The organism is Bacillus sp. GW823-FHT06A10 (genome assembly GCF_058795375.1).
This window is the reverse complement of sequence record NZ_JBXAHT010000004.1, coordinates 129,844-154,381: the sequence shown is the minus strand read 5'-3', so window position 1 is coordinate 154,381 and position 24,538 is coordinate 129,844. Positions and strand designations below refer to the sequence as shown.

18 protein-coding genes, 2 pseudogenes and 3 riboswitches are annotated in these 24,538 nt (G+C 36.9%); of the genes and pseudogenes, 2 read left to right on the top strand and 18 right to left on the bottom strand.

The window, feature by feature from the left end; genetic code table 11:
* Nucleotides 1-39: 39 nt before the first annotated feature.
* Nucleotides 40-141, bottom strand: a riboswitch (TPP riboswitch).
* A gap of 52 nt (nucleotides 142-193) precedes the next feature.
* Together AC1Q8M_RS24480 and AC1Q8M_RS24475 are read right to left on the bottom strand one after the other, a co-directional pair.
* Nucleotides 194-3,775 carry a non-ribosomal peptide synthetase family protein gene (locus AC1Q8M_RS24480; protein ID WP_098855523.1) on the bottom strand — a complete coding sequence of 1,194 codons (3,582 nt, stop codon included), beginning with the start codon at nucleotides 3,773-3,775 and terminating at the stop codon, nucleotides 194-196.
* A gap of 137 nt (nucleotides 3,776-3,912) precedes the next feature.
* The gene (locus AC1Q8M_RS24475; RefSeq protein WP_098361342.1) at nucleotides 3,913-5,655 is read right to left on the bottom strand and encodes a methyl-accepting chemotaxis protein; all 1,743 of its coding nucleotides are present in this window, start codon (nucleotides 5,653-5,655) and stop codon (nucleotides 3,913-3,915) included.
* A 134-nt stretch (nucleotides 5,656-5,789) separates the two neighbouring features.
* A riboswitch (cyclic di-GMP riboswitch) is annotated at nucleotides 5,790-5,874 on the bottom strand.
* A gap of 282 nt (nucleotides 5,875-6,156) precedes the next feature.
* Here AC1Q8M_RS24475 and AC1Q8M_RS24470 point away from each other — a divergent pair.
* The gene (locus AC1Q8M_RS24470) at nucleotides 6,157-7,470 is read left to right on the top strand and encodes an anaerobic C4-dicarboxylate transporter family protein (RefSeq protein ID WP_098400396.1); all 1,314 of its coding nucleotides are present in this window, start codon (nucleotides 6,157-6,159) and stop codon (nucleotides 7,468-7,470) included.
* A gap of 116 nt (nucleotides 7,471-7,586) precedes the next feature.
* Here AC1Q8M_RS24470 and thiE read toward each other — a convergent pair whose 3' ends face one another.
* Together thiE and thiM are read right to left on the bottom strand one after the other, a co-directional pair.
* On the bottom strand, nucleotides 7,587-8,246 hold the full coding sequence (gene thiE / locus AC1Q8M_RS24465; protein ID WP_061666200.1) for a thiamine phosphate synthase: 660 nt from the start codon (nucleotides 8,244-8,246) through the stop codon (nucleotides 7,587-7,589).
* 14 nt (nucleotides 8,247-8,260) lie between these two features.
* Nucleotides 8,261-9,070 (bottom strand): hydroxyethylthiazole kinase, encoded by an 810-nt coding sequence (gene thiM / locus AC1Q8M_RS24460; protein ID WP_098365599.1) that lies wholly within the window; start codon nucleotides 9,068-9,070, stop codon nucleotides 8,261-8,263.
* Between the two features lie 72 nt (nucleotides 9,071-9,142).
* A riboswitch (TPP riboswitch) is annotated at nucleotides 9,143-9,255 on the bottom strand.
* Nucleotides 9,256-9,464: 209 nt separating this feature from the next.
* Between thiM and topB the strand changes: the two are divergent.
* A pseudogene (topB, locus tag AC1Q8M_RS24455) lies at nucleotides 9,465-10,040 on the top strand (DNA topoisomerase III); the annotation flags it as partial.
* A 428-nt stretch (nucleotides 10,041-10,468) separates the two neighbouring features.
* Here topB and AC1Q8M_RS24450 read toward each other — a convergent pair.
* From AC1Q8M_RS24450 to AC1Q8M_RS24385, 14 genes and pseudogenes are all read right to left on the bottom strand, one after another.
* On the bottom strand, nucleotides 10,469-11,101 hold the full coding sequence (locus AC1Q8M_RS24450; protein WP_098855522.1) for a hypothetical protein: 633 nt from the start codon (nucleotides 11,099-11,101) through the stop codon (nucleotides 10,469-10,471).
* A gap of 676 nt (nucleotides 11,102-11,777) precedes the next feature.
* Nucleotides 11,778-12,836, bottom strand: coding sequence for a toll/interleukin-1 receptor domain-containing protein (locus tag AC1Q8M_RS24445; RefSeq protein ID WP_098855521.1), 1,059 nt, complete (start codon nucleotides 12,834-12,836; stop codon nucleotides 11,778-11,780).
* 3 nt (nucleotides 12,837-12,839) lie between these two features.
* The gene (locus AC1Q8M_RS24440) at nucleotides 12,840-13,289 is read right to left on the bottom strand and encodes a hypothetical protein (protein WP_098855520.1); all 450 of its coding nucleotides are present in this window, start codon (nucleotides 13,287-13,289) and stop codon (nucleotides 12,840-12,842) included.
* Between the two features lie 816 nt (nucleotides 13,290-14,105).
* Complete coding sequence (locus tag AC1Q8M_RS24435; RefSeq protein ID WP_098855519.1) at nucleotides 14,106-14,846, bottom strand: hypothetical protein; 741 nt, start codon at nucleotides 14,844-14,846, stop codon at nucleotides 14,106-14,108.
* Between the two features lie 228 nt (nucleotides 14,847-15,074).
* Nucleotides 15,075-15,329, bottom strand: coding sequence for a hypothetical protein (locus AC1Q8M_RS24430; protein WP_255291848.1), 255 nt, complete (start codon nucleotides 15,327-15,329; stop codon nucleotides 15,075-15,077).
* A gap of 771 nt (nucleotides 15,330-16,100) precedes the next feature.
* A pseudogene (locus AC1Q8M_RS24425) lies at nucleotides 16,101-16,373 on the bottom strand (DNA topoisomerase III); the annotation flags it as partial.
* Nucleotides 16,374-16,836: 463 nt separating this feature from the next.
* Nucleotides 16,837-17,556, bottom strand: coding sequence for a phosphocholine cytidylyltransferase family protein (locus tag AC1Q8M_RS24420; protein ID WP_492334204.1), 720 nt, complete (start codon nucleotides 17,554-17,556; stop codon nucleotides 16,837-16,839).
* Between the two features lie 3 nt (nucleotides 17,557-17,559).
* The gene (locus tag AC1Q8M_RS24415) at nucleotides 17,560-18,651 is read right to left on the bottom strand and encodes an Ldh family oxidoreductase (protein ID WP_098855517.1); all 1,092 of its coding nucleotides are present in this window, start codon (nucleotides 18,649-18,651) and stop codon (nucleotides 17,560-17,562) included.
* Nucleotide 18,652: 1 nt separating this feature from the next.
* Nucleotides 18,653-19,789, bottom strand: coding sequence for a glycerate kinase family protein (locus tag AC1Q8M_RS24410; protein WP_098855516.1), 1,137 nt, complete (start codon nucleotides 19,787-19,789; stop codon nucleotides 18,653-18,655).
* Nucleotides 19,790-19,803: 14 nt separating this feature from the next.
* Nucleotides 19,804-20,916: an iron-containing alcohol dehydrogenase family protein gene (locus AC1Q8M_RS24405; protein ID WP_098855515.1), complete on the bottom strand. Its 1,113-nt coding sequence runs from the start codon at nucleotides 20,914-20,916 to the stop codon at nucleotides 19,804-19,806.
* 3 nt (nucleotides 20,917-20,919) lie between these two features.
* Nucleotides 20,920-21,486 (bottom strand): thiamine pyrophosphate-dependent enzyme, encoded by a 567-nt coding sequence (locus AC1Q8M_RS24400; RefSeq protein ID WP_098855514.1) that lies wholly within the window; start codon nucleotides 21,484-21,486, stop codon nucleotides 20,920-20,922.
* A 275-nt stretch (nucleotides 21,487-21,761) separates the two neighbouring features.
* The gene (locus tag AC1Q8M_RS24395) at nucleotides 21,762-22,232 is read right to left on the bottom strand and encodes a thiamine pyrophosphate-binding protein (RefSeq protein WP_098855513.1); all 471 of its coding nucleotides are present in this window, start codon (nucleotides 22,230-22,232) and stop codon (nucleotides 21,762-21,764) included.
* A gap of 18 nt (nucleotides 22,233-22,250) precedes the next feature.
* Complete coding sequence (locus AC1Q8M_RS24390) at nucleotides 22,251-23,459, bottom strand: pyridoxal phosphate-dependent aminotransferase (protein ID WP_098855512.1); 1,209 nt, start codon at nucleotides 23,457-23,459, stop codon at nucleotides 22,251-22,253.
* A complete protein-coding gene (locus tag AC1Q8M_RS24385) occupies nucleotides 23,456-24,538 on the bottom strand; it encodes a pyridoxal-phosphate-dependent aminotransferase family protein (RefSeq protein WP_492334203.1) in 1,083 nt (360 codons plus the stop codon). The genes AC1Q8M_RS24390 and AC1Q8M_RS24385 overlap by 4 nt, the downstream gene beginning before the upstream one ends.

Below are 24,538 nucleotides of genomic sequence, written 5' to 3'. Positions count from 1 at the left end.
AAAGCCTTGTATGCAAGTTATTATAGAATAACATATGCTACATCACTTTAAGTAACTCCCTACGCTGGCATTATCCAGATCAGGTTGAGGGTCGATGTTTACTTACATCCTCTCAGCCAATTGGCTCCCCGGTCCTTAATTCGTTTTCATTGTAGCATGATTTATTTTATTGAACAAACAAAAGCATGCATAATCATTTCATTATTTTTGGAAAATATCCAACTTTTTCACCATGAGCTAATAACTGCTGTATAAATTCTTTATTGATTGCTGGTACTATCAATTCTTTTTTCTTAATCCATTCATTCGTTCTACGCGTACCCATTACAATTTCAGATTGCTGCGCTCCATCTCCTGCAACTTGAGAAGCAATTAACTCTGCTATTACTTCATTTTCCTTCGCTAATTCAAGTCCGGTATTTACATATTCTGAAAGTGGAACCATTTTAAGATTGTATCCACACTCTCCAATTAACTGTATAAATTGTTCAAACTCAATTTGATGTGGATGACAAATATGTAACGTCTCTCCTACAATTTGCGAATCTTTTAAATACGATACAATTGATTTACTAGCAAAATCAATTGGTGTGAAATCAACTTTCCACTTCACATTTGGTGCTTTCCCAATTAATAGCATTGTTTTAATAAGACGATAAAATGCGTTTCCTTCAATATTTTGTTGGAACGAACCTGTTTCTGAATGACATGCTAAATTACCTGCACGATAAATATTTCCGCGCAAACCATTTTTCATTGCTTCACGAACAATGTTTTCCGCTTGTAGTTTACTATTTGAATATACATTCTCTAAGTCTACACTGTAATTAAAATCACCAGTTTTCATGTATGTATCCCATTGATCTACCGCTAATTCTAACGGGATACCAATTGTAGAAATAAAATGGAATGTAGCACCTTTCTCCGCTAATGCTAGCATACGGCTAGTTCCTTGGACATTTATATTTTCAAATTGTTTTCCATCTCCAAAATGTCTTACATCTGCACCGCAATGAATTATCGTATCCATCTTAGAACTGATGAACATAAATTCTTCTTCGCTCATCCCAAGATACTCTTCCCCCAGATCACCAGCTACGGCCTGTATACGCTGTAACCATTCTTCACATATATCACTAAAGTAGCCTGTTAATGTATCTATAATTCTTTGTTGCACATCTTTGGTTGGTCTTACTAAACAATAAATAGTAGCAGATGTATCTCTCAACAATTCATATAATATGTGTGATCCTAAATAACCAGTAGCTCCTGTTAAAAAGACATTTAAAATCTGGGTTTCTTCTAAAACGTTTGCATACGTAATAGTATCTGGTTCGTGAATCACTTTATATTCACGAAATACTTCTTCTTTCTCTACTTTTACTTCTCGCTCAATTCGAGCTAATCCATATATCGTTCTTTCTTTAAAGAAATCTTGAATTGTTAAATGTGAAAAATCTTCTTTTAACAATGTTAAGACTCGTAATACTTTTAATGAATGTCCACCAATTGTAAAGAAATCATCATGTACTCCAACTTTTGAAATTCCTAATACTTCCGCCCAAGCGCGCGCTATTTGTTTCTCTGCTTTATTACAAGGTGCAACATATTCTTGTAGACGAACCGGTTCATACTTTTCTTCTAGCTGAGCTAACTTCTTAACATCAATCTTTTTATTAGGTGTAAGTGGCAATTCATTAATATAAATTAGTTTAGATGGCACCATATAATCTGGTAATTGCTCTTGTAACTGATAAACTAATTCTGGTATTTCTTTTTTATTTAAAGTTGTATAGAACGCGATTAAATATTGGCTACCTTCCTTACTCTTCTTAGCAAAAACAGCATTTTCTTTTATATTATGATTTTGAGAAATTTTACTTTGGATTTCTCCTAGTTCAATACGATGTCCTCTAATCTTTACTTGATCATCTTTCCGATGTAAAAATTCTATATTTCCATCCTCTAACAACTTAGCAATATCACCTGTTTTATATATATTAACTATAGGATTGAAAGGGTTCTGAATAAAAGCTTCAATTGTTTTATTAGGCTTATTAAAATACCCTTTTGCTAATCCTACTGAATCTATATATAATTCACCAGGTACACCAATTGGACAAAGATTCATATTCTCATCCAAAATCATAACTTGATAATTAGCACATGGTTTACCAATGGGAATACTCGCAACATCCTCATTTAACTGACTAGGTATTTTATAGGTTGTCGTCACTACAGTACATTCTGTCGGTCCGTATACATTATGAATTTCAACATTTGTACCTATTCTTTCTCTCCACAATTTAATAACCTCTACAGGCAACATTTCACCGCCAATCGCAATTCTTTTTAGGGAAGCTAGCTTATATATATCTTCTTCTGCTAAATAAGTTGCTACTTGTCGAACAAAAATTGTTGCTAATGCCAAGATCGAAGTTGCTTTCACTTTATAGATTGCATTTGCAAATGCTTCTACAGACAATCGCTCTTCCTCTAATAATACATACAAGTTTCCTCCGCAGAATAAAGAAGCAAATAACTCCCATACAGAAGCATCGAAACTAAAGGAAGGAAATTGGGCAAATACATCCTCTTCTGTCAATTCATATTGCTTTTGCATCCAAGTGTACAGATTAACAACGCCTCTATGTGCTAACATCGTTCCCTTTGGATTCCCTGTTGAACCAGATGTATAAATCATATAAGCTACATCATCACAATGAATAGACAACTTTACATCTATATCTTCACAAGTTTCACTATCATACATTGAAACTGTTTGAACCCCATCACATGTTATAGGTGTCTCTTTCATCAATATAACTTTCGCTTGGCTATCTTGAATAATGTACTGTATTCTACTTTCCGGATAATCTGGATCAATCGGAACATACGCTGCACCAGCTTTTAATATAGCTACCATACTTACTACTGTGTCTATGCTACGTTTCATAAATATTCCAACATAGTCTCCTAATTGGACGCCGTTTTTAATTAACATATGAGCTATTTGATTACTTTTTTTATTTAGCTCCTCATAAGTTAAAGTACCTTCCCTTGAAGATAAAGCTATACGATTTGGAAATTGAGTAACAGTATTATAGAACATATCGATGATACTTTTCTCAGGATATACCGCTTTCGTATCATTCACTTGACTATAAAGTGCCATCTCGGCCTCTGTAATAATATTAAAATTATTTATATGATTATTCTTATTTTTAGATACACTAATTAAAACACCTTGTATTTGCTGTACATAACGAGTAATCGTTGTTTCTTTCCAATTAATACTATTAAATATTATTTCTACACTTTGCATATTTTTACTAAATACAAATTGTAATGTACTCGTGTCTTGTAGCTCATAATATGTTTCACCAATAATAATAGGTGACATTTCATATAATGTATTACCGTTTTGAAACTCTTCTATTTCTTCCTCATTCATTTCTTTAATTTGTTCCAGTTGCCCTTCAATCTGTAAATTCAAACTTTCATAGGAGAGAAAATTAGAAACTTCAATAGTAATTGGAAATAAACTTCCTCTTACATGATAAAGCACGACAATATGTTTTTCTTTAGAAATATGATATAACCACGTTGCAGTCGCTCCTATTAAATCTACAATGTGAGTCAAATTTGGAAATAGTTCAGTTTTCCTTTTTATCCTAAGTTCCGTTCCTTGCACATCTTTAGGTATTTTAATACTTCCTTCTACTTTCCCTAAAAATTCTTTTACCATCTCATTATAAGAAATTGCTAATTTCATATTTATGTAAATTCCTCTCTTAAATATAATAAAGGTGTGAAAATTCACACCTTTTTCATCCCTTATTAACGGGCAGATTCGTTCAATTCATAATCAGTAGCGGAGATATCCCCTTTGATTAGAATTGAACTTTCTCCTTATTCGCTTTTAAACTCACCAATAAGCTCTTGTAATTCCTGAGAAAGCCAACTTAAAGAAGTCGCTAATTCTGCAATATCTTGTACTGATATTTCTTGCTCTTTCATGCTTTCTTCAACATTACTACTGCTGTTGGCATAAGTATTTGCAATATGTGATAATTCATTTACGACTTGAACGATATTCTGGCTATTTTGTAAAATGTCACTCGAATTACCCGAAACAGCTTTTACTTGATCTGTAACAGATTGCGCTGATTTGGAGATTTTTTCGAAGAAATCTCCACTACTTTGAACAAGTGAAATTCCAGTTTCTACTTCTTTTGAACCTTTTTGCATTGAAACTACAGCATCTTCTGTCTCAGCTTGTGTTTCACCAATTAATTTCGCTATATCTTTAGCAGACGCTTCCGTTTGTTCTGCTAATTTTCGTACTTCATCAGCAACAACTGCAAACCCTCTCCCAGCTGCTCCAGCACGTGAAGCCTCAATAGAAGCATTTAAAGCTAATAAATTTGTTTGATTTGAAATACCTGTAATTACAGTTACGATATCACTAATTTCTTTTGACCTTGTTTCTAACGAATAAATGATGGAAGATAAATCTTGTACTGCATTTTGAATTAAACTCATTTGATTAATAATTTGTTCAATCACTTCATTACCTTCAATTGAATGTTGCTCCATACCTTCAGAAGCAACCGCAACTTGTTTCGCAGCCCCAGTTATCTCTTCTACCTTATCTTCCATTCCATGTACAATCCCTAAACATTGTTGTACTGAAGTTTTTTGAGACTGTGCCCCTACTCTTAAACCTTCAATAGAACTTGCAATCTCTTGAACTGCCATGCTGTTTTCCTCTGTACTCGCCGACAATTCTTGTGAAGAAGAAGAAACTTGCTCAGCAGTTTGCCTTACTTTATCTATAATCCCTTTAAACTTTTCAATCGTGTTATTGAAATAAACATTAATAATTCCAATATCATCTGGTCTTTCTTTTAATTTAATACTCAAGTCACCTTCACCAATTTTACGTAACCCTTCTCGTAAATCTTTTAATGGCGCTAATGAGTGACGCACGATAAAGAATTGAGTAATAGTCGCAATCGCTAATGAAATAATGATAAAGAGTAAGCCCTGTATCATAAACTTCTCTTTTGTAATAGGAACAATGGAAGCATCTAAGTCAGCCGCAATAATTGCAACAATATTGTTTTCTCCATCTGTAATTGGTTCTAATATTGTCACCCACGAACCTATTTCATCTTCATATACTTCTGTCATTTGGGCCTTTTTCGTATCAATGACTTTATCGTATGCCTTCATCCAATGAGCGGGTTGTTCATAATAATCTCCCGGCTTTATAGGGAACGCTTTTGTTAACTCTGTAGTCAAACCAACGAGTTGTAATTCTCGCTTTTCATTCGGCTTTGCTCCTGTAACATACGTTTGTCCAACACTTTTCAATTCTTTTGACACTTCATCTAATTTCTCTGTTAACTTTTCTTTTTTCACTTTTTCGGCTGTAGGATCTTTCGCCATGTCTCTAACTAATTCTACATCCAATTTTTTCAATACTATTTCTCCTGTTTCAATAGACTGCCTTTCAAATAAAGACATCATACTATTTTGAAACATGTTGAAACTTAGTGCACCCATACTTCCAACAAGTGTCAAAATAACTAATACGGTTAATAAGACGTTCTTTTGAAGGAACGATAACTTATGCCAATATTTTTTCATTAATATCCACCTTCCTTAATTAACATAAACAAAAAAACAAAATATATGAATATTTTGTTTGAAAATGTTTCTCAATATGTTCGAGAATAAAAAAAAGCCAATGTAAAAGCATTGGCCAAGACCAACCCTATCCGTCCGGTAACTGGCTAGCGTAGCCTTTCGACCTTAGCTCCTGTAGTTTTGCGTCCTCATGTTTCCATCAGTTTGCCTTTCTCGCTGAACGAGTTGAACGATATGGGAGTTCTATGAGAATTAATTTATTCTCTTTCAAAGATTACAACATATAAATCAAAATGTCTACTTATTTAGAGATATAAATACAAATTTTCGATGCATTGCTTTTTCAAAATAATTTCAAAAAGTACGTGAATGTTACTTTTTTTGTGTTATATAATAAAAAATGTATAAACAACAAGGATTTCTTCGGGTATTTATTTAATTTTCATTCAAATTAAACTATTCGAATATATCTTAACTAATGAATTTCGGAGGTAGTTTATCATGTTTTGGCTACAATTTCTTACCTTGTTACTCTGTATTTTTATTGGTGCACGCCTAGGCGGAGTTGGTTTAGGAGTAATGGGTGGAGTTGGTATGGCAATACTCGTTTTTGTCTTCCACTTACAACCAACCGCGCCTCCTATCGATGTAATGCTTATGATTTTGGCAGTAATTACTGCTGCTGGTGCTTTGCAAGCTGCTGGAGGAATGGACTATCTTGTTCATCTAGCTGAAAAGGCATTACGAAAAAATCCAAAGCGTATTACTTTTTTTGCTCCAATTGTTACTTATTTATTCACACTATGTGCAGGTACTGGTCACGTTGCCTATTCTGTACTTCCTGTTATTGCAGAAGTCTCTCGTGAATCGGGGATTAGACCGGAACGCCCAATGTCGATTGCCGTAATCGCTTCTCAACAAGCAATTACAGCTAGCCCAATTTCAGCTGCCACAGTTGCTCTTTTAGCAATGTTAGCTGACTATAAAATCACTTTATTAGATATTTTAAAAGTGAGTATTCCTTCTACTTTCATTGCTTGTATGTTAGCAGCATTCGTTGCTAGTAAGATGGGACAAGAATTAAATGAAGACCCTGAATACTTAAAACGATTAAAAGAAGGAATGATTCCTAAGCTTGAAGAGAAAAAAGAATTTGTAGGTGTAAAGGGCGCAAAATTATCAGTTATCCTTTTCCTTGTAGGAACCTTCCTTGTTGTACTTCTTGGTTCATTTGAAGCACTTCGTCCAGGATGGATAGTTGATGGGAAGTTAGCCCGTCTTTCCATGCCGAACACAATTGAGATGGTTATGTTAACTATCGCGGCTCTTATTATTATTTTCTGTAAACCAAATGTAGAAAGCATTGTGTCTGGTAACGTCTTTAAAGCAGGAGCAACAGCAGTTGTTGCTATTTTCGGTATCGCTTGGATGGGAGATACTTTCTTTAATGGAAACTTAAATATGATTCAAGGATCCATTCAGCATTTAGTAACAAGTGCACCTTGGCTATTTGCCATCGCACTATTCATTCTATCTATTTTACTGTACAGCCAAGCAGCAACAGTACGTGCCTTAATGCCACTTGGACTATCCCTTGGTATTCCACCAGCACTACTGATTGCGATGTTCCCTGCAGTAAACGGATATTTCTTCATTCCAAACTACGGGACAATCGTTGCTGCCATTAACTTTGACCGTACCGGTACAACAGGTATTGGTAAATACGTATTAAATCATAGCTTTATGATTCCAGGCTTAATTGCAACATTTACTTCTATCGGAATTGGAATGCTCTTAATTTCAATTATGTTTTAAAGAAAAAGCACAAACCTTTATTTAAAAAGGTTTGTGTTTTTTTAATCAAACGTTTGTTTAAATTTTTTGGGCAGTCTACTTCTCGATGTAGCACTTAAAATACTACATGTCCTTTTCTACAAACTTCTCTTTACTTCTTCAGCTAATTTTCTCGTACTTTCATATGCAGATTCAGCTAAACTAATTGCTGAAACAACTGAAATACCATCCGCACCCGCTTCTATAACTGCCGCTGTATTTTCAATTGTAATCCCACCAATACCAACGATTGGCACTGTAATTCCTTGTTCTCTAAAATAAGCTAATCCTTTCGTTCCTTGAACCGCTTTCGTATCTTTTTTCGTACTCGTTGGGAAAATAGGTCCAACGCCTAAATAATCTGCTCCGTTTTCGATTGCAAAGCGTGCTTCTTCAATTGTATGAGCAGATACGCCGATAATTTTATCTCCCATTTTTTCACGAACAGATGTAATTCCTTCATCATCTTGTCCTACATGAACACCATCTGCATCTAATTCAATGGCTAATTCTACATCATCATTTACAATGAAAGGAACACTATATTCCTTACAAAGCGTCTGCAATTCTTTTGCAAAGCGCACTCTATCTTCTCCGATTAAAGAACCTTCCCCCTTCTCGCGAAACTGAAAAATTGTCACTCCACCATCTAACGCTTCTTTCAATACAGCTAGAGGATCCCTCGTGCAGTTATTACTTCCCATAATAAAATACACTTGTAATAACTTAGACATCTTCTTTGTTTCAATGCGCATCATGTGTTTCATCCCCCTTACTCTAACTCCTCAATCTTTCCATACTTCTCAATATCACCAGCAGTAGTATTCGCTAACTGATTTAAAAATTCAATTTGGAAACTACCAGGTCCCTTTTCCACGGTCTTAGTAGCTGCCAGTTCCGAAGCTACACCATAAAACGTTAATGCTGCTACTGCTGCTTTTACATAATCTTTTTCCACTGCTACAAATGCTCCTATTACAGACGTTAGTAAACAACCTGTTCCCGTAACTTTCGTTAAAATAGGGTGACCGTTTCGAATAACAATAGTTCTCTCTCCATCTGTAACAACATCTTCTTTTCCAGTAATAACCGCAACTGTATTTAATTCGTCTGCTGCCTGCCTTGCAATACCTACAACATTGCCATTTCCAGTACCAGCGTCTACCCCTTTAATTTCCCATTTCTCATTAATAACGTTTGCTATTTCAGCCGCATTGCCGCGGATAATTGCTAAATCTATTTCGGCTGGAATATGTCTCGCAACTTCTGTTCGATACGAAGTTGCTCCTGCACCAACTGGATCAAATAGTACTGGCACATTGTTCACATTTGCTGATTTACCAGCAAGTAACATCGCTTCTACTTCCTCAGGACGAAGTGTTCCCATATTTAATACTAACGCTCCAGCAATGCTAGCCATTTCTGCTACTTCTTCTTTTGCATACGCCATTACAGGCGATGCCCCAAGTGCCAACAAACCGTTAGCAGTAAAATTTGTTACAACAACATTTGTAATATTATGAACAAGCGGATTAGATTCTCTCACCAAATCCACTACTTTACTAATTTCTTTCATATTCATCCTTTTCATCTCCTAACTATAATGATGGGAGATACACAAAAAGACACTTTGCGCGTACGCAAAGTGCCTGAACATGTGCTTTTACACTCTCCCTACGCTGGCATTATCCAACAGGTTCAAATGGTCAATGACGGACTAGTAGCCATACTCTCAGTTTGTATCCACAAACTCCCATGTGTTTCTTATTCATCTACTTCAAAGTCTACTCTTATTCTAGTAAAATAACAAGTTCTTTACTTTTCTATTTAATATAGAAGCAACTGATAAAGTGAAACTTTAATCAGTTGGGATTTTGTTCACTCCATTAAAAACAGCTCAAATATGGAGCGAAACTGAATCTCAAGAAGATGTATGCTATATTTAACTTATGGAAATTTGAAAGGATGTTTTTAATATGTCAAAAAGCGTTGTAATCGCTGAAAAACCTTCCGTTGCACGAGATATTGCTCGTGTACTGAAGTGTGATAAAAAAGGAAACGGCTATCTTGAGGGTAATAAATATATTGTAACTTGGGCTTTAGGTCATCTCGTTACATTAGCAGATCCAGAAAGTTATGATGTGAAATATAAAAAGTGGAATTTAGAAGATTTACCGATGCTACCTGAGCGTTTAAAATTAACGGTTATTAAACAAACTGGTAAACAATTTAATGCTGTAAAAAGTCAGCTACTTAGAAAAGATGTAAATGAAATTATTGTAGCAACAGACGCTGGACGTGAAGGGGAATTAGTCGCACGCTGGATTATCGATAAAGTTAAGCTAAATAAACCAATCAAACGTTTATGGATTTCTTCTGTAACCGATAAAGCAATTAAAGATGGTTTTGCAAATTTAAAACCAGGTAAAGCCTATGACAATTTATACGCTTCAGCAGTTGCACGTTCAGAAGCTGACTGGTATATCGGTCTTAATGCAACTCGCGCTTTAACAACTCGCTTTAATGCCCAGTTAAATTGCGGCCGTTGCCAATTGTATCCTGTCAATTGCTAGGGTGAAATTAATTTTTCTAGTATTTATAAGACTTGTAAGAATTGCGCCCAAACAATTCTGGTTGCAATTATTATTTCATGCATTAAAATATTATATTTTTCTTCCTCAATCCGTCCCTCTTATATAAATATAAAATATTCGTAACTACTCAATCCATAGTTAAAAACGGGTGTAGCATTCTTTAATTGAAGAGATAGTCACATCTTTATTCAAAACTTCGCTTCTTTCTTACAAACATCATGACTTTATTTTAGATGCACAGTATGGCGATATGGCGAAGCTTTTTTATTTGCTATACATTAAACATATAATATACCCTAATATAGGGATTTAAGGAAAAAGACAGTAACACCCGACCTTTTGCGGAGTGTCACTGTCTTTCTTATTATACGATAACGCTATGCTCTTTATCGTACAAAACCTGGATAATTCTGCTCTGCTGCATTAATCCACTCAGCAACCTCATTCAGCATGTTTTGTACCTCTTCATGAGATAATCCACTATCAGCTGCTTGTTCCCATATATCTTCAATAACGCTACCTAGATTTCGTGGATAAGATATGCTGTCGTGCATTAAGCTAGGCTCTAATACTTCAAGAGCATTTTTTCCTGCTTGTCCCTCGTACGATAAATGCGAAACATGCCATCCATCTACGTTTCGAATTAACGTATACCGGTCTTTACCGCTCCATCTACGTGAATAGATGTCCATATAAAATTCGGCACCTAAAGTAGAATCAACCGGATCATCGTTTGCACTTGTATCATCTAGATATGCTAACAAGTCCTCAACAGGATGCACGTGTGCATAAAACTCAGGATGATCTGCTTCTAATTCACGGTTTGAAATCATATACCCGCGATGCTTAGGACGTGGTGTTAACGACATATGCAGTTCGTGTGCTGCTTCTGCCATTTTACGAAACGCCTCATCATGATTCTCATGTGGTCTTCCATGAATAGCTTGATTTACGATTTCTAAATTTCCTTCAATGTTTTGTCGTAATTGCTGTTGTTGTTCGTTTAGTTCTACATTCACTAAAATCACTCCTTTAAATTATTTTGCAACAAAGATTGCAGAAATCAAAGGTGTTGTGTTACGGTCCTTACAAACGTTACATTTACCATTGTTTTCTAGTTTCAGTATATGGTCAAAGATGGTCAAAAGTCAAACTAACTGCTTACTAATTTTCCGAAAATATCTCGGTACAATAAAAATCAGTATGTTAAACCAATCCGAATCGTACAGGCACTCCTTCCCGACCTATCTTCCTCTTTGTTCTTTTTATTTTGGGGTGGGGCCTACTGCTCACAAGAAGTGGGATATATTTCAAAAGCCCTACATATGAATTTTTCTCTTTAGTTAGCTTCTATATCTACCATTTTTTATTTTAATATATATTAATATTACACACTCTTCTTCATTCATAACTCTCAGTTCATTTTGTGATATATCAAAGTAATGTATGTAGCCAATAATGGAAGCAAATCTTTGATTTTTATGGTACACGATTGTAGGTTTGAAATACAGTTTGATCAAAAATTGGTTACAAGTGTTAATTTTATAATAAAAAAACCTACACATTTTGAAAAAGGATTGATCAAAATGCATAGGTTGGGCTTTAATGTGAAGTTCTTTTTTATAAAAAAGATTGATTAAAATATCGAATTGTTTACTAATGTACATAACGTCAAGTACTGCTTAAGGCAAATATTCATTTAATACTTGAGTTAATTTCTTTTATAAAAGCTACATAATCAGATTTTTTTAATTCACTTAAATTAGTATTATTCCAGTCACTTATATCAGATAAAAATTCACTTATATTACTTGAAATATTCTTTATTCTTTTTAATTCTTGTAAAGGTTGGATTTTACTTGTTTCTTGTGTTATTTTACTAATCATTTCTAAATACTCTGCCTCTTTATTTTCCCAATAAGTAATATATTTTATTTGTTCTTCTAGAGAATAAACATTTGCTGCAATTTGAGACGGCACAGCAGATTCCGAAGGTAAAAAGTTAACATCTGAATCTTTTAGAATTACTAACAACATCTTTTCCTTATATTCACGTAAACGCATTACCTCAGATATTTCATACATACAGTTTACTGATTTTAAATAGTTGTCGCTAATGATGCTAATTACAAAATCATGTTTGCCAATCGAGTGCATAAAGCTTTTAATACTATCTTTAAATTTAAGCCCCCGAATATCTCTAGTTAAAGTATACCCCATATCTTTAAAGTCATTGTCAATTAAATCAGCAAATACCGTATCATCCCAACAATATGAAATAAATATCTTCGGTTGTTGTTCTTCTTCAACAATTTCTAATGCAACAGGCGCAATACCAAAAGTTATATCTTCAAGGTATTCTCTAATATGGTTAACTAAATGAACTGTCACCTCATGATTAAAAGCATCAATATGGTTTTGATACTTCTTTCCGGTCCCATATCCCATGCTAACATTAGTATATGCCTTATTAGTTTCAATATATTTTAACAACTGATAAATATACGATACTTCCTCTTTAGAGTCTAATGGCAACTCTAATTTATCATTCCAGCCTTTATTACCTAATAGAGCTTCAAAATTTATAGTTTCTTGCGTACATTCATTTATATATTTCATTATCAATGGGCTGTTTTCAGTAAATAATAAAAATCTTGATAAATCTTGTTGTTCAGATCCAAATTTCGTTGAAAGTAATCTAGACGAATTTGTTCTAAAATCCCTACTTAATTTATTAATTTGTTTTAAATCCATATTCTATTTCCCTCCACAGTAAATACAATAAGGTATAAGCCACTTATCTAGCTCAGCTACTTTAAAATGCGAATCACAGCATTTTTTCTCAACAATTACCAAATGGTTATCAGTTTCATAGAGTTCAGGTTCATAGGTACTCGGTTTTTTACCTGTTTTAATTTTCACAAATTTATTCCCTCTATTTTTTCTTTCTAACCCTTTAAACATTTGATATATCATATCTTCAACATAATTTTGTGCTATAGAATGTGCTTTATCGATAACTTCGTCTGTATAAAAAGAATTAAACTCATCTACCAATCCACAAATTGGACAATAGATATTCACTATAGCTGTTTCTTTAAATTCCGATGCTAAAATCTTAAATTTATTTCTACAATAAGGACAACATAAATTAAAATAGCCATCAGAATCCGTGGGTATATTTATTGAAAATGAAACATTACTCATTATCTTAGCTCCTTCTCCTTAAAAAGGCACAAATTATCTGTCATCGGTTTATGATGTATATTTAAATTTTCAACATGTTAATTGACTTCCTAGAGATTCTATAATTAAACTTATAGGATAACATCCTATAACCTAAATATTAAATTTAAAAAACAATACTGCTTGCATTAATATAAATATCATGTAAGAAAGTAACGCCCTTTCATTTCATAGTATTAGAGAGTATCAGACCTGTGTTCTAAACCACTTTTATAAATCTTTGGCTAGTAAAGAATACACTGTGTTGTAATAATTTTCATCTGAGTCAACCAGTTTTCTAAATAACTCCACTAAGTCATTTTTTGCATATGAATTAAAAACAAGCATATCTGAATCAGTATGTTTAACGAATGAAGTGGTACCTTGTTTGGCTGCCTTAAGATTAATTCTTACATTTCATCTGAAATATCATCTCGTACATACGTCATAAATTTACCTACATTATCTGTTTCTTTAAATGTGTTAGTACCTTCCCAACATCATCCACCCATCTTACGACTTACTAATTTCATCTTTCATTTATCTTCTCCTCATTTCTTCATAATTAATAGCTTAATTCGGTTGGTGATAGACCTAAAACTTTATGTACTCGGTCTAATTACGGATCATCTGATTCATTATAAACATATCCAATGTATTTAATTTACTTCGGCTATTAATATATAGTCCTGCATATATAAGCCCCTTTAGATAAAAATATCCAATGGAATAAAACGTAGTAACTTTTTCAAAACGGTTAAACTTTATTTCAAATGTACAGCAAATACTTTTTCAATTCTATAAGGTGCGGTAATAAAACTTTTCCTCTTCATTCTTATTACTTATAATGAATTTCACAAAAAATAGTACTAGCACTATTCCACCTAAAATAATCCAAGGTATGCATTCCGGAACCTCTATTTTCGAATACCCCATTAGAGTAGCCCCTTCTTCAATTACACGAATTGTATAATTAGATAGCTCTACATTAAACAATCCAACTAGAGATATACCAGCAGCTATCCAAACTGGAGCTTCTATACTTATATTGTAAAACCTAACAGCTCTGATACTTTTAGCTTTTTTATTAAAATTAGCCCTTACAAAAGGGATTAAAGCTGAATACACAAGCATAATTATAAACCATGCAAATTTAATTAGAGCATCTGCTTTTTTATAATCATGAACACATAAAACTATTAACCCTAACATAGTCAGAAGCAAAGGGGCACACCATGTCTCCAAAAAATTCGGTTCAGAGCTTTTCTTCCCTTCGTATTCGAATGTACTAAAGTATCCCCCGAATCCCGCTAAAGGAAAATGTTTATTCCATTTAAGCTTATATTTCGTTTCTGTAGCTTTATCCATCAACTTAATGTTCATTTCTTTGTTAAACTTACCATTCAACGTTTTTTGCTGTTTTAAAAACTCTAATGCTTCTATTTGAGCATCATTGAAATTCTTTGCTTCAAGTTCTTTCTTTGGAGGAATATCCTTTAATTGAGTAATTAGGATATAACCTTTTTTATTCTTCCTCATAACATTCTCCTCATGCTCAATAATAGTAGCTATTTTTATGTAAAATCTTATAACATCATTTCTCTTAAAAAAAATTAAAGTGTTCTTCAATACCTTTCAGAAAACAATACTTCCATCACTTCAACAGTTAGTATCCATCCTCCACGCATTTAAAAAAGGTTAATTAAAATCCACTTGAAGTTCTTTAATTGAAAAGAAATGAAACAGTGCAACTTTATTTCAAATTAACTACCAAAAAGCCTTATTAACTTTCACACTGTACTCTTGTTCAAGTTTTTCTAACTCTTTTATTAAATCACTATGAATTTCGTATTGCTTCTTTTGAAACCACGCTTGAAATTCAAAGACGATTTTTGTATATTCATTTATTAATTGAAGTAACTCTATTTTCTCTCCTTGTGTATTTAAATACTCCTTTCCTTTACTTTTCCGTCCGCTCCAATCTATAAGCTCATCCTTTGGCATGAAAATGCTATGCGACATTCCAGATTCATCATAGTTAGTGTAGTACCAATAATTGGAGGTGTTCGGTGTAAACTATAATTTCTGAGACCCTTAATAAAACTTGAAACTGGAGATTGAACAAATGATTGATCCTTTTTATCATCATACTCTTTCTCAAACTCAATGCCTTTATATTCATCCTGAAATAGCTTTCTGGTGTGATCAGCCAAAGTCATTGAAGAAGCCAAATAATTATGTAGTAATCTTGCGACCTCAGATGAAAAAGCCACAAAAGCCTCTCTATTATCAACTGATGAAAGTTTAAATGCTAAGCTAGTATCAGTTTCATATAGGTTTAATAACGTTATAATTTCATAGTTTTTTGAAATGTCTAAATACTAACACTAAAAATTTCCAGTTTACTCCGTATACACCATCCCTCTGTAGCACGCATTTTTTCCTGTAATTTTCTAATCCAATTGTGCTCATAGATAACCTCCCTTCCAATTAAATATTACCACATTTTACTAATAACTTTACTAAATCGCTTTCAAAGTCTATTTAACTGAATGTATCTAATTCCGGTACATCTTTTTTATAAACAGTACAACTTTGTTTTAAATCTACATCCAGTAGAGCGTATTAAATAAGAGCATGTCTTGAACACCCCTTTTCAAAACATGCTCTTCATATTTGCTTTTAAATCAAAGTTCAAAAAGTTAATTTAATCAAATATTATTTTAAAACTACATAATTAGTGTTAAAATAATTGGATTTTATTTGAAATCTACGGTTATACTTAGCCTTTTATTAGTCAAACTTAAATCCTTTTAGAGCTTCTGCCAATTCATTATTTATTGGTTCTTCTTCTTTTTTCTGTTGTTTCATATACTTTTGAACATCGCGTTTATCAGCTTTGTTTCGAGATTCTTTTTTACGTCTTTCCTGGAATGTCGATAATTTCTTGCGATAGCCACATTTACATGCAAAAATTTGGCCTGCACCTTCACCACGTAATTCTAATTTCTTTTTACATTGCGGACAACAAGCGTTTGTTGTACGAGATACATTTTTACGATGAAATTTAATTTTAAAGCTACAACAACATAGTTTAGAATGTATTTTAAAAAATAAATTAGTTTACAAAAGAGGAAACCAAATGTTAAATGTTAGGTTTCCTTTTTTGCAAGTTTTATATAAAATTTATTAATCTATAAATAAAGAAATATCTATACTACCACTTATTTCTTTAAATCATTCAGTATATCATCAATATACTCTATACCTTCATATTTTAAAGAATTCTCTTCATAGTTGTTCATGAAAATTCAGTTCATTTTTTCATTTTGGGAACAATTAGTCTCTTAAGCTGATGGGCATGTAAGGTGACCCCCGGTAGCGATTAAAAACAGGTTCCTCACTTGAAGTAATCCTATCTCTACACTAAGTCATCAAGTGAGTCGAGACCTCCATGGATTTTTTCCAAGAGCGAGACACCCTGTATATACGCTGAAGACACCTATTGGATTTGCTTGTTAAACTAGAGCTATTTTTGGTTTTTAGCGAAAGATAGTTCTGCCTTTTCCAGATCATTTGTAGTATCTATCTCTAACCACTGGGAAGAGTCAGTGAAAACCGGTAGGATAGGCATATTTTTAGCAGCATCCCTTATAGCGAATTCATACCAGACATTTGTGTGTCCAGCCTCGAGTAACCTGTCAATCATTTGCGAAAGATAGTTTGAACCATTTACAGTCCACCGGGAAAGACCGAAAAATTCTCCACTAATTAAACTCCTCGGCATTTCTTTGTCCATATGCCAAATTAAACCGTCTCTTAGCTGGACTTTCATATCGATTTCGTCTGATGTCTTTGTGTTGTCTATCGCCAAGCAATTTCCCGGTTGATTCATTAGACACCGAAGTAAACTGGACTTAATATAGACGTCCGAATCGATCACGATAAAATCCTCATCCCACCACGGACGAGTGAGTGACAGAGAGAAAATACTGTTCGTTGACTGATAATATTCATTTCGAACAAAATGTACTGATGGACGCTTATCCCATGACTCTACCACCTGCTCTAGAAAGTCTGCCTGATATCCAGATACACATATCACTTCAGATACACCTGCCTCATAAAGCAACTCCATAGTATGCATTAGCAATGGTTTTCCTCCGACTTGCACAAGCCCCTTCGGATATAATTTTGTCAGAGGCAGTAGGCGTGAACCTACACCTGCAGCAGGAATTATCACACGCATTTTTTACCCTCCTAAAAAGGTGATACCAACCTCGTTGGCCAGTTTATCAAGTTCTTGAAGAACAGTATTTTTTAGTGGAATCCCCATGTCCCGTCGCCTTTCTGCTTCCTTAGCCTCCTTATCACCAGGTATATAAATGATTTCCTGACCCTGTATTTTTCTTGCTGATCGAATCTCGTGTAGAAGTTGCTCGCTATCCTGTTTAAATTCCTCATGCATTCGAAAACAATCCGGACGTAAAGCTATGAAACACTGCCCTAAATTAGCCCCGTTTGGACCATAAACATGTCGTCCCCACGCAGAGCCAGTCAACGGTCCGCATAGAAGATCTACAAGAAGCCCCAGTCCAAACCCTTTGTGTCCACCGAACAATTCTCCCATTCCCCCAAGTGGTAATAGAGCATACTCACGTCGCTCGACTAATCCTTTAATGAGTTCCTTGAGGTTTGTTATCGGGAAACCATCCCCATCAATGGCCCATCCCTGTGGAATCGTACTGCCTTCACGTTGAAGACGTTCCAACTTTCCACGAGGTACTGTACTAGTTGCCATGTCCAATACAAAAGGGGTTGGACCACCGGTGGGAATGGCTACTGCTATTGGATTGGTCCCATACATTGCCTGAGCACCGAATGTAGGTGCCACTTGAGGTGAAGCATTCGTCGTGGCAATACCGATCATACCGTGTTCTAAAGCCATCATTGCGTAGTAGCTAGCAATGCCGAAGTGGTTTGACCTACGTAATGTCACCATACCTATACCGAATTCTTCTGCTTTAGCAATAGCCATACGCATGGCAGTAACCGCCGCTGGCTGACCTAAACCATTACAGGCGTCTAAAGCAACCGTTGCTGGCCCGTTTAATAGTGTGACCGTATGAGAATGGGCCTCAATTTTCCCATGACGAATCCCATCTACATAGCGGCGAAGCCTTGCTATACCATGGGAATCAATTCCTCTTAAGTCTGCAGCGTTTAGGACGTCGGCTACAATACCGGCATCGTTTTCAGTGACTCCTACCTTTGTGAGTATTTCCCTAACAAAACGGTGTAACTCGTCAGCGAATACATAAGTCTGTTCATCTCTAATCTCCATGTCAAGTCACCTCTCCCTTTCGTCCTGAAAGATAGATACGCATCACTTGCTCAGCTGCGGTAGCAATTCTCTCCGTTCCTCCTGATACAACCTTTTCCAGAGTACCAACTCCAAAAGTAGTGCTAAAATAGGATACTCTTGCTGGTAGAGGTTTTATCTCCTCCCAAGCTACTTGCCCGGCAATTATAACAGAGACAACACCTTTATCTGCCGCCATATTGGTCACCACAACCGGTAGCTTACCCTGAAAAGAGGTTGCATCGAAACACCCTTCGCCAGTTAATAGTATTTCAGCTCTATCAAGCAAGTTTGGAAGCCCCGCAATATTTAAGATAAACTCGGCGCCCCCAACGACTTGAGCACCTGCCAAGGCCGCTAACCCTCCTGCCAAACCGCCTCCTGCCCCAAACCATGGGGTTTCTAAAATGTCATCATACCCCCTTTTCCGAAAGATATTGTCCAACCGAATCAAAACTTGATTTAGAACTTCAGAAGTCTCCAATTTAACCCCTTTCTGTTGACCAAAAACAGTAGAGTTGCCTACTAGGGGTGTAAAGACATCACTTAAAACAGTTATCTTCACCTCTTTCAGTCTTGGGTGTAACCTCTTTAAATCACAGTCAACCACATCAATAAGCCCCGCTGGTGTAGGATCTAAGGGGTGCCCCGCCTCATTGAGGAAAACAGCACCAAGTGCTGAGAGAGCACCTGCCCCCGCATCAATAGTAGCGCTTCCTCCTGCCCCTAGAAAAATATTCGATACACCCATATCTAACACAAATCGGATTAATTCTCCTGTTCCATAACTAGAAGAGCGGAAAGGGTCACGGTCTTCATTTGCAACTAGTCGCAGTCCACTGGCTTCTGCCATCTCAATCACAGCCAAGTTTTTCTCAGTATCAATGAAGAACTTCGCCTTGACTGGGCGTCCCAACGGATCCTGAACCGTAATATCATGTATGCTCCCCTTAAAGATCCTAGCCAACACTTCCAAGGTACCGTCACCACCGTCTGCTAGAGGAAAGATATCTATTAAAGCATCGGGGAACACCCGATTAATACCTGATGCCATAGCTTCTGCAACCCTAAATGCAGAAGGACCATCACGAAAACTATTTGGTGCCAAAATAACGCGCATATTATATCCCTCCTTTACCAAGCAAGATTATAAAGCGAAACCAAGTCAGATTCGGACATTGGACAAGGGTTCGCACTTAAATGTCGTTCATCTGTAGCCGCTAGAGCTGCCAAAGAAGAAATGGATGATCTCTCAATCTCAACTTCACGTAAACGGATAGGTAGCCCTATTCCCTTAATAAAATGGGTCAGTGCGGCAGGCAGATCATCTTCTCCAAGCAAAGCACGGAGTTCACTATACTTTGCACAGCTCTTTTCATTAAAGGCAACTACATGTGGCAGCATCAGTGCATTAGCTTTACCATGTGGAATATTATAACGACCGGAAAGGGGATAACCACAAGCATGAACAGCTGCTGTGCCAGTAGATGAGAATGCCATACCTGCGATTAGAGCTCCCATAGCCACTTGAAGTCTTGCATCCATATCATTTGGTCGTATAAATGCCTGAGGTAAGAAATTCCATAAGAGATTTATCGACTTTGCTGCATACATATCTGTGAGTTGGTTCGCACGTTGAGCCGTGTAAGCCTCAAAGGCGTGCGTAAGGGCGTCAATTCCACTTATTGCTGTCAACATAGGGGAACATGTTGTAGTAGTCACCGGATCTACAATAGCCATTGTCGGCACTAATTTTGGGTCCTTGACAGCCACTTTTGTTCCCAACTGACGATCGGTCATCACCGCATCCTGGCTTACCTCGCTACCACTTCCTGCCGTAGTCGGAACCATCACTACAGGGAGGCTAGGCTTTAACACGCGGTTAGTTCCATAATAATTGGACACCGGCCAATCATTTCGAAGTAGCATTCCTACTAATTTTGCCACATCCATGGCACTTCCCCCACCGAAGCCAACTATTACATCCGGATTAACCACTACAGCTTCAGCAAGCGCTGATTCTAAATCTGCCAATCCCGGCTCTGCAGGCACTCCTGCCCAACAAGTGACATTCAAACCTGCTTCGTAGAGACTGGACTTGAAGCTATTAAAGAATGGGCGATTTTGCATCCCTGGTGTTGTCACCAAGTAAACCTTCTGACCGCCTAGTTTACTAATCAATACCCCAGAATCTCTCAGTACTCCTGCTCCGAAATGAATTATGGGTGGTGTGTACAAAACAGTCATGAATCAGACCTCCAAGCATGTTTTAGTAAAACGACGAGCAATCTCAACAGGTTCGTAAAAAACTCTCGAAAAGGCACAAGGTTCCTCTTTACTAACCTTTACATGAAGTAGTGAAGGGCCCTCCTTAGTCATCCAGTCCTGTACCTTTTCTTGAATTTCGTATAATGTATGAACAGAAGCAGCCCGCCGATAGCCGCTTGCCAAAGCTAGCTTAGGGAAGTTGACAGCAGTGGAGACTGTTGGCTGAGATCCGGTAGAACCATAAGTACCGTTATCTAATACGACATGAAGAAAGTGATTTGGTTGCCACATACCCACCATTGGTAACATACTAAGACCCATAAGAAGATTCCCATCACCATCCAGTACTATAACCCGACTCTTTGGCTTTGCGAGGCAAATCCCAAGACCAATAGAACCAGCATGCCCCATGGAACCGAGCATATAAAAACGCCGCGGAGAATCGCCATAATTGAATCCATCTCTCGAGATGTATCCGTTCGCAAAAACTAATAATTCCTGATCTGTCATGACATTAAGTACTGTTCTAATAGCTTCATGACGTAACATTATGATCACTCCACTCCTTTCTTTTCTGTATATTAAAATAAAAAATTTTTATTCTACTTCTGCTGTTTAAATATTATTCTTTTGGAGGTACCATGATTAAAAAACAGTTATTTCAAATCAATACATATAAGCGTAGTAATCAACAGCTAAAATGTACATGAATAATAGATTAATTGTTTTGTGCTGTCCCGACCTTCTTCTTTTTGTATCAAAAAAGTTTAATGTGAATGGGTATCACAGGCTTATTTCCGTTTTTTCTACTTATATAAAAGGTTTCATTGAAAATCACCTTGTCGAATAATCAATGCAACTGGGGTGGTACAATTATGAAACTCCGGTTCTATTGCATCTTTTGTCGTAGCCATACGATAAGGAATACCTAACGTCTCGAGTAATGGGATCATGCAGGAGCCCGCCTCCACATGTTCTGGTGCATCTGGCCCTTGACCTCTCCATGTAATTATAAGTAAAACAGGTAAATGATACATTTTCTGAAGAGAAAGCAGCGTATTTATGGATAAACCTAGTCCAGAGTTCTGCATGAAAACCACTGGTGAATGCCCAACGAGAGCCGCTCCAGCGGCCAGCCCTAGCGCTAAATCCTCTCGCGTAGCAGGATAATAATTCCCTCCTTGTTCCAACAATGGATAAAGCCCCTTTAAAAAGCTGCACGGTACACCAGTAAAAAAGTTGTACCCCAGTTCTTTTAACGAATTGTAGAACATTTTAGCCTGATGTGAAGTCATAGTAATTTATTCTCCCCCTCAGATCAGTAATTTTAGGAATCGGTCTACAGCAGCATCTAGTTTTTCCTCAGGAGCGACGAAGGATAGCCGGACATAGTCTTCTCCAGATGGCCCAAAACTGTTTCCTGGCACTACCGCTACCCTACATTTGTCTAATAGGTACCACGCCGTAAGTTCACTTATTATCCCATCAGAATTTCTCTTAGTTAGATACTTTTGGAACAAAGGAGATGGTCGGAGAAACAAATAAAACCCTCCCTTAGGAAACTCGCTTAGCTTTTCAAACAACTCGAGATCTAATAACTTTTGCATAAAGCGTTGACCACGTCCCTGTATGTCCGTTACATTGTTAACCAATTGGGTGTCTACATTTGGGTCGTTTAACACTGTAGCTGCTGCTTGCTGAACAAGCGTTCCAGTCGAGAGGCTAAAGTAAGTATGTGCTTTGGCAGCTTGGCTTACTACTTTACTCGGTCCGACTAGCCACCCAAGACGCCATCCTGTCATTCCGAACCGCTTGGACAGACTATTAATCATGATGGTGGTGTTTCCCCCAATATCTAATGATCGAATAGGAACATGCTCTCCACCATAAGCAAATCGGTCAAATACCTCATCGTGCATTATACGTATTCCCCACTCCTCGGCCACTTTCAAAATAGCAACCATGTCTGAGCGAGTATATAACGCCCCCGTTGGATTTTCTGGAGAATTCAAAATCAGTAACCGTGTTCGATTGGTCATTGCCCGCCGGATGTCGTCAGGATCCATCCGGAATCCACGTTCAATCCGTGTTGGTATGCGAACAGGACAACGTCCTAATGATAGAGTAATCATCTCATAGAGTATATAACTTGGGTCTGCAATAATAACTTCGTCACCCGGATTAGTTAAAGTAAAGATGGTTAACCAGATAGCCTCCGCTCCGCCGTGGGTAATCAACACCTGCGTCTCGGGATCCACGGTCATCCCGTAAAGTCGCTGGTAATACCTCTCAATGGCTATACGCATGTGGGGATCGCCCAGCGAATGGGTATAGCGGTGGAGATGCTGATTTGAATTATTACTGGATAGCTGAGTTAGTTTTGTAATCTCTTCAAGAAACTTAAGTGGCGGACCGTAGGAAGGCTCGCCAACGGTTAAATTTATTATAGTTGGATCATGAGAAACCAAGTCAGATATCTGTTTAGAGGAGTGAGGTCGTGTTTTTTCAAGATCTATATTCACGAATGAATCACCTGCTTTAGTGCATTTAAAAAATAGAGAATGTCATTTGATTGCACATGTCCCATGTGACCTATACGAATCATCTGATCTTTCCAAATGCCGCGCCCTTGACTCACTGTTACACCATGTTCATCCTGAAGACGGCGACTTAGTGTGCTTGCAGATAGCCCTTCCGGCGATAATGCGGCTGTGACTGTTGCAGAAGGAAATGACTTGTTAGCAAAACAATGTAATCCGAGTTCCCGAAGACCTTTCCTGCAAATGGAAGCAATTCGCTGGTGGCGATCAAAGACGGCAGGCAATCCCTCTACCATAATTAGGTCGAGCGCCATATCCAAAGCAAAAATAGCGCTCATGGCAGGCGTAAAAGAAGTTGTTCCACTCTCTACCTCTCTTGCCATACGAACGAAATCAAAATAGTATCTTGGCACTTTGTGACAGTGGGCTGCCTTCATAGCACGGGGACCAGCTGCAACTATAGCAATTCCGGGTGGAGCCATTAAAGCTTTCTGGGTAACAGTGACAACCACGTCGGCCCCCCACATGTCCATCTCAACTGGCATACCTCCTACACTACTAACTCCGTCTACTAATACGAGTGCGTCACTTTCTTCTCTCACTACAGGAACTAAATCTGAAAGTGGATTGCTGACCCCGGTCGAGGTTTCGTTGTGTATAAAGAGCACCGCAGCAAGCTGTTTGATTTCCCTTACTCGTTGTCGTAGTTCGTCTGGGTCAACTGATTCACCCCAGGGAACAGAAAACGGTATTACTTCTGCTCCTACTGCACTTGCGATTTCAGCAAATCTCTCACCGAAGTAGCCGTTTTGTACAGAAAGTACTCGGTCACCTGGACTTATTGTGTTAACTAAGGCCGCTTCCAATCCACCAGTCCCTGAGGTTGTGAATGGGAGTAATAAGGCTGTAGTCGTTCCAAACAGTGGGAGCATTCGTTGAATTACACTAGCAAAGAGTTTCCGAAACTCTTTGCTACGGTGGCTTATCATCTGTTTATCCATGGCTTTCATAACCTCAATTGGCAGTTGCGTTGGACCTGTAATTCTCATATTCCACTCCAT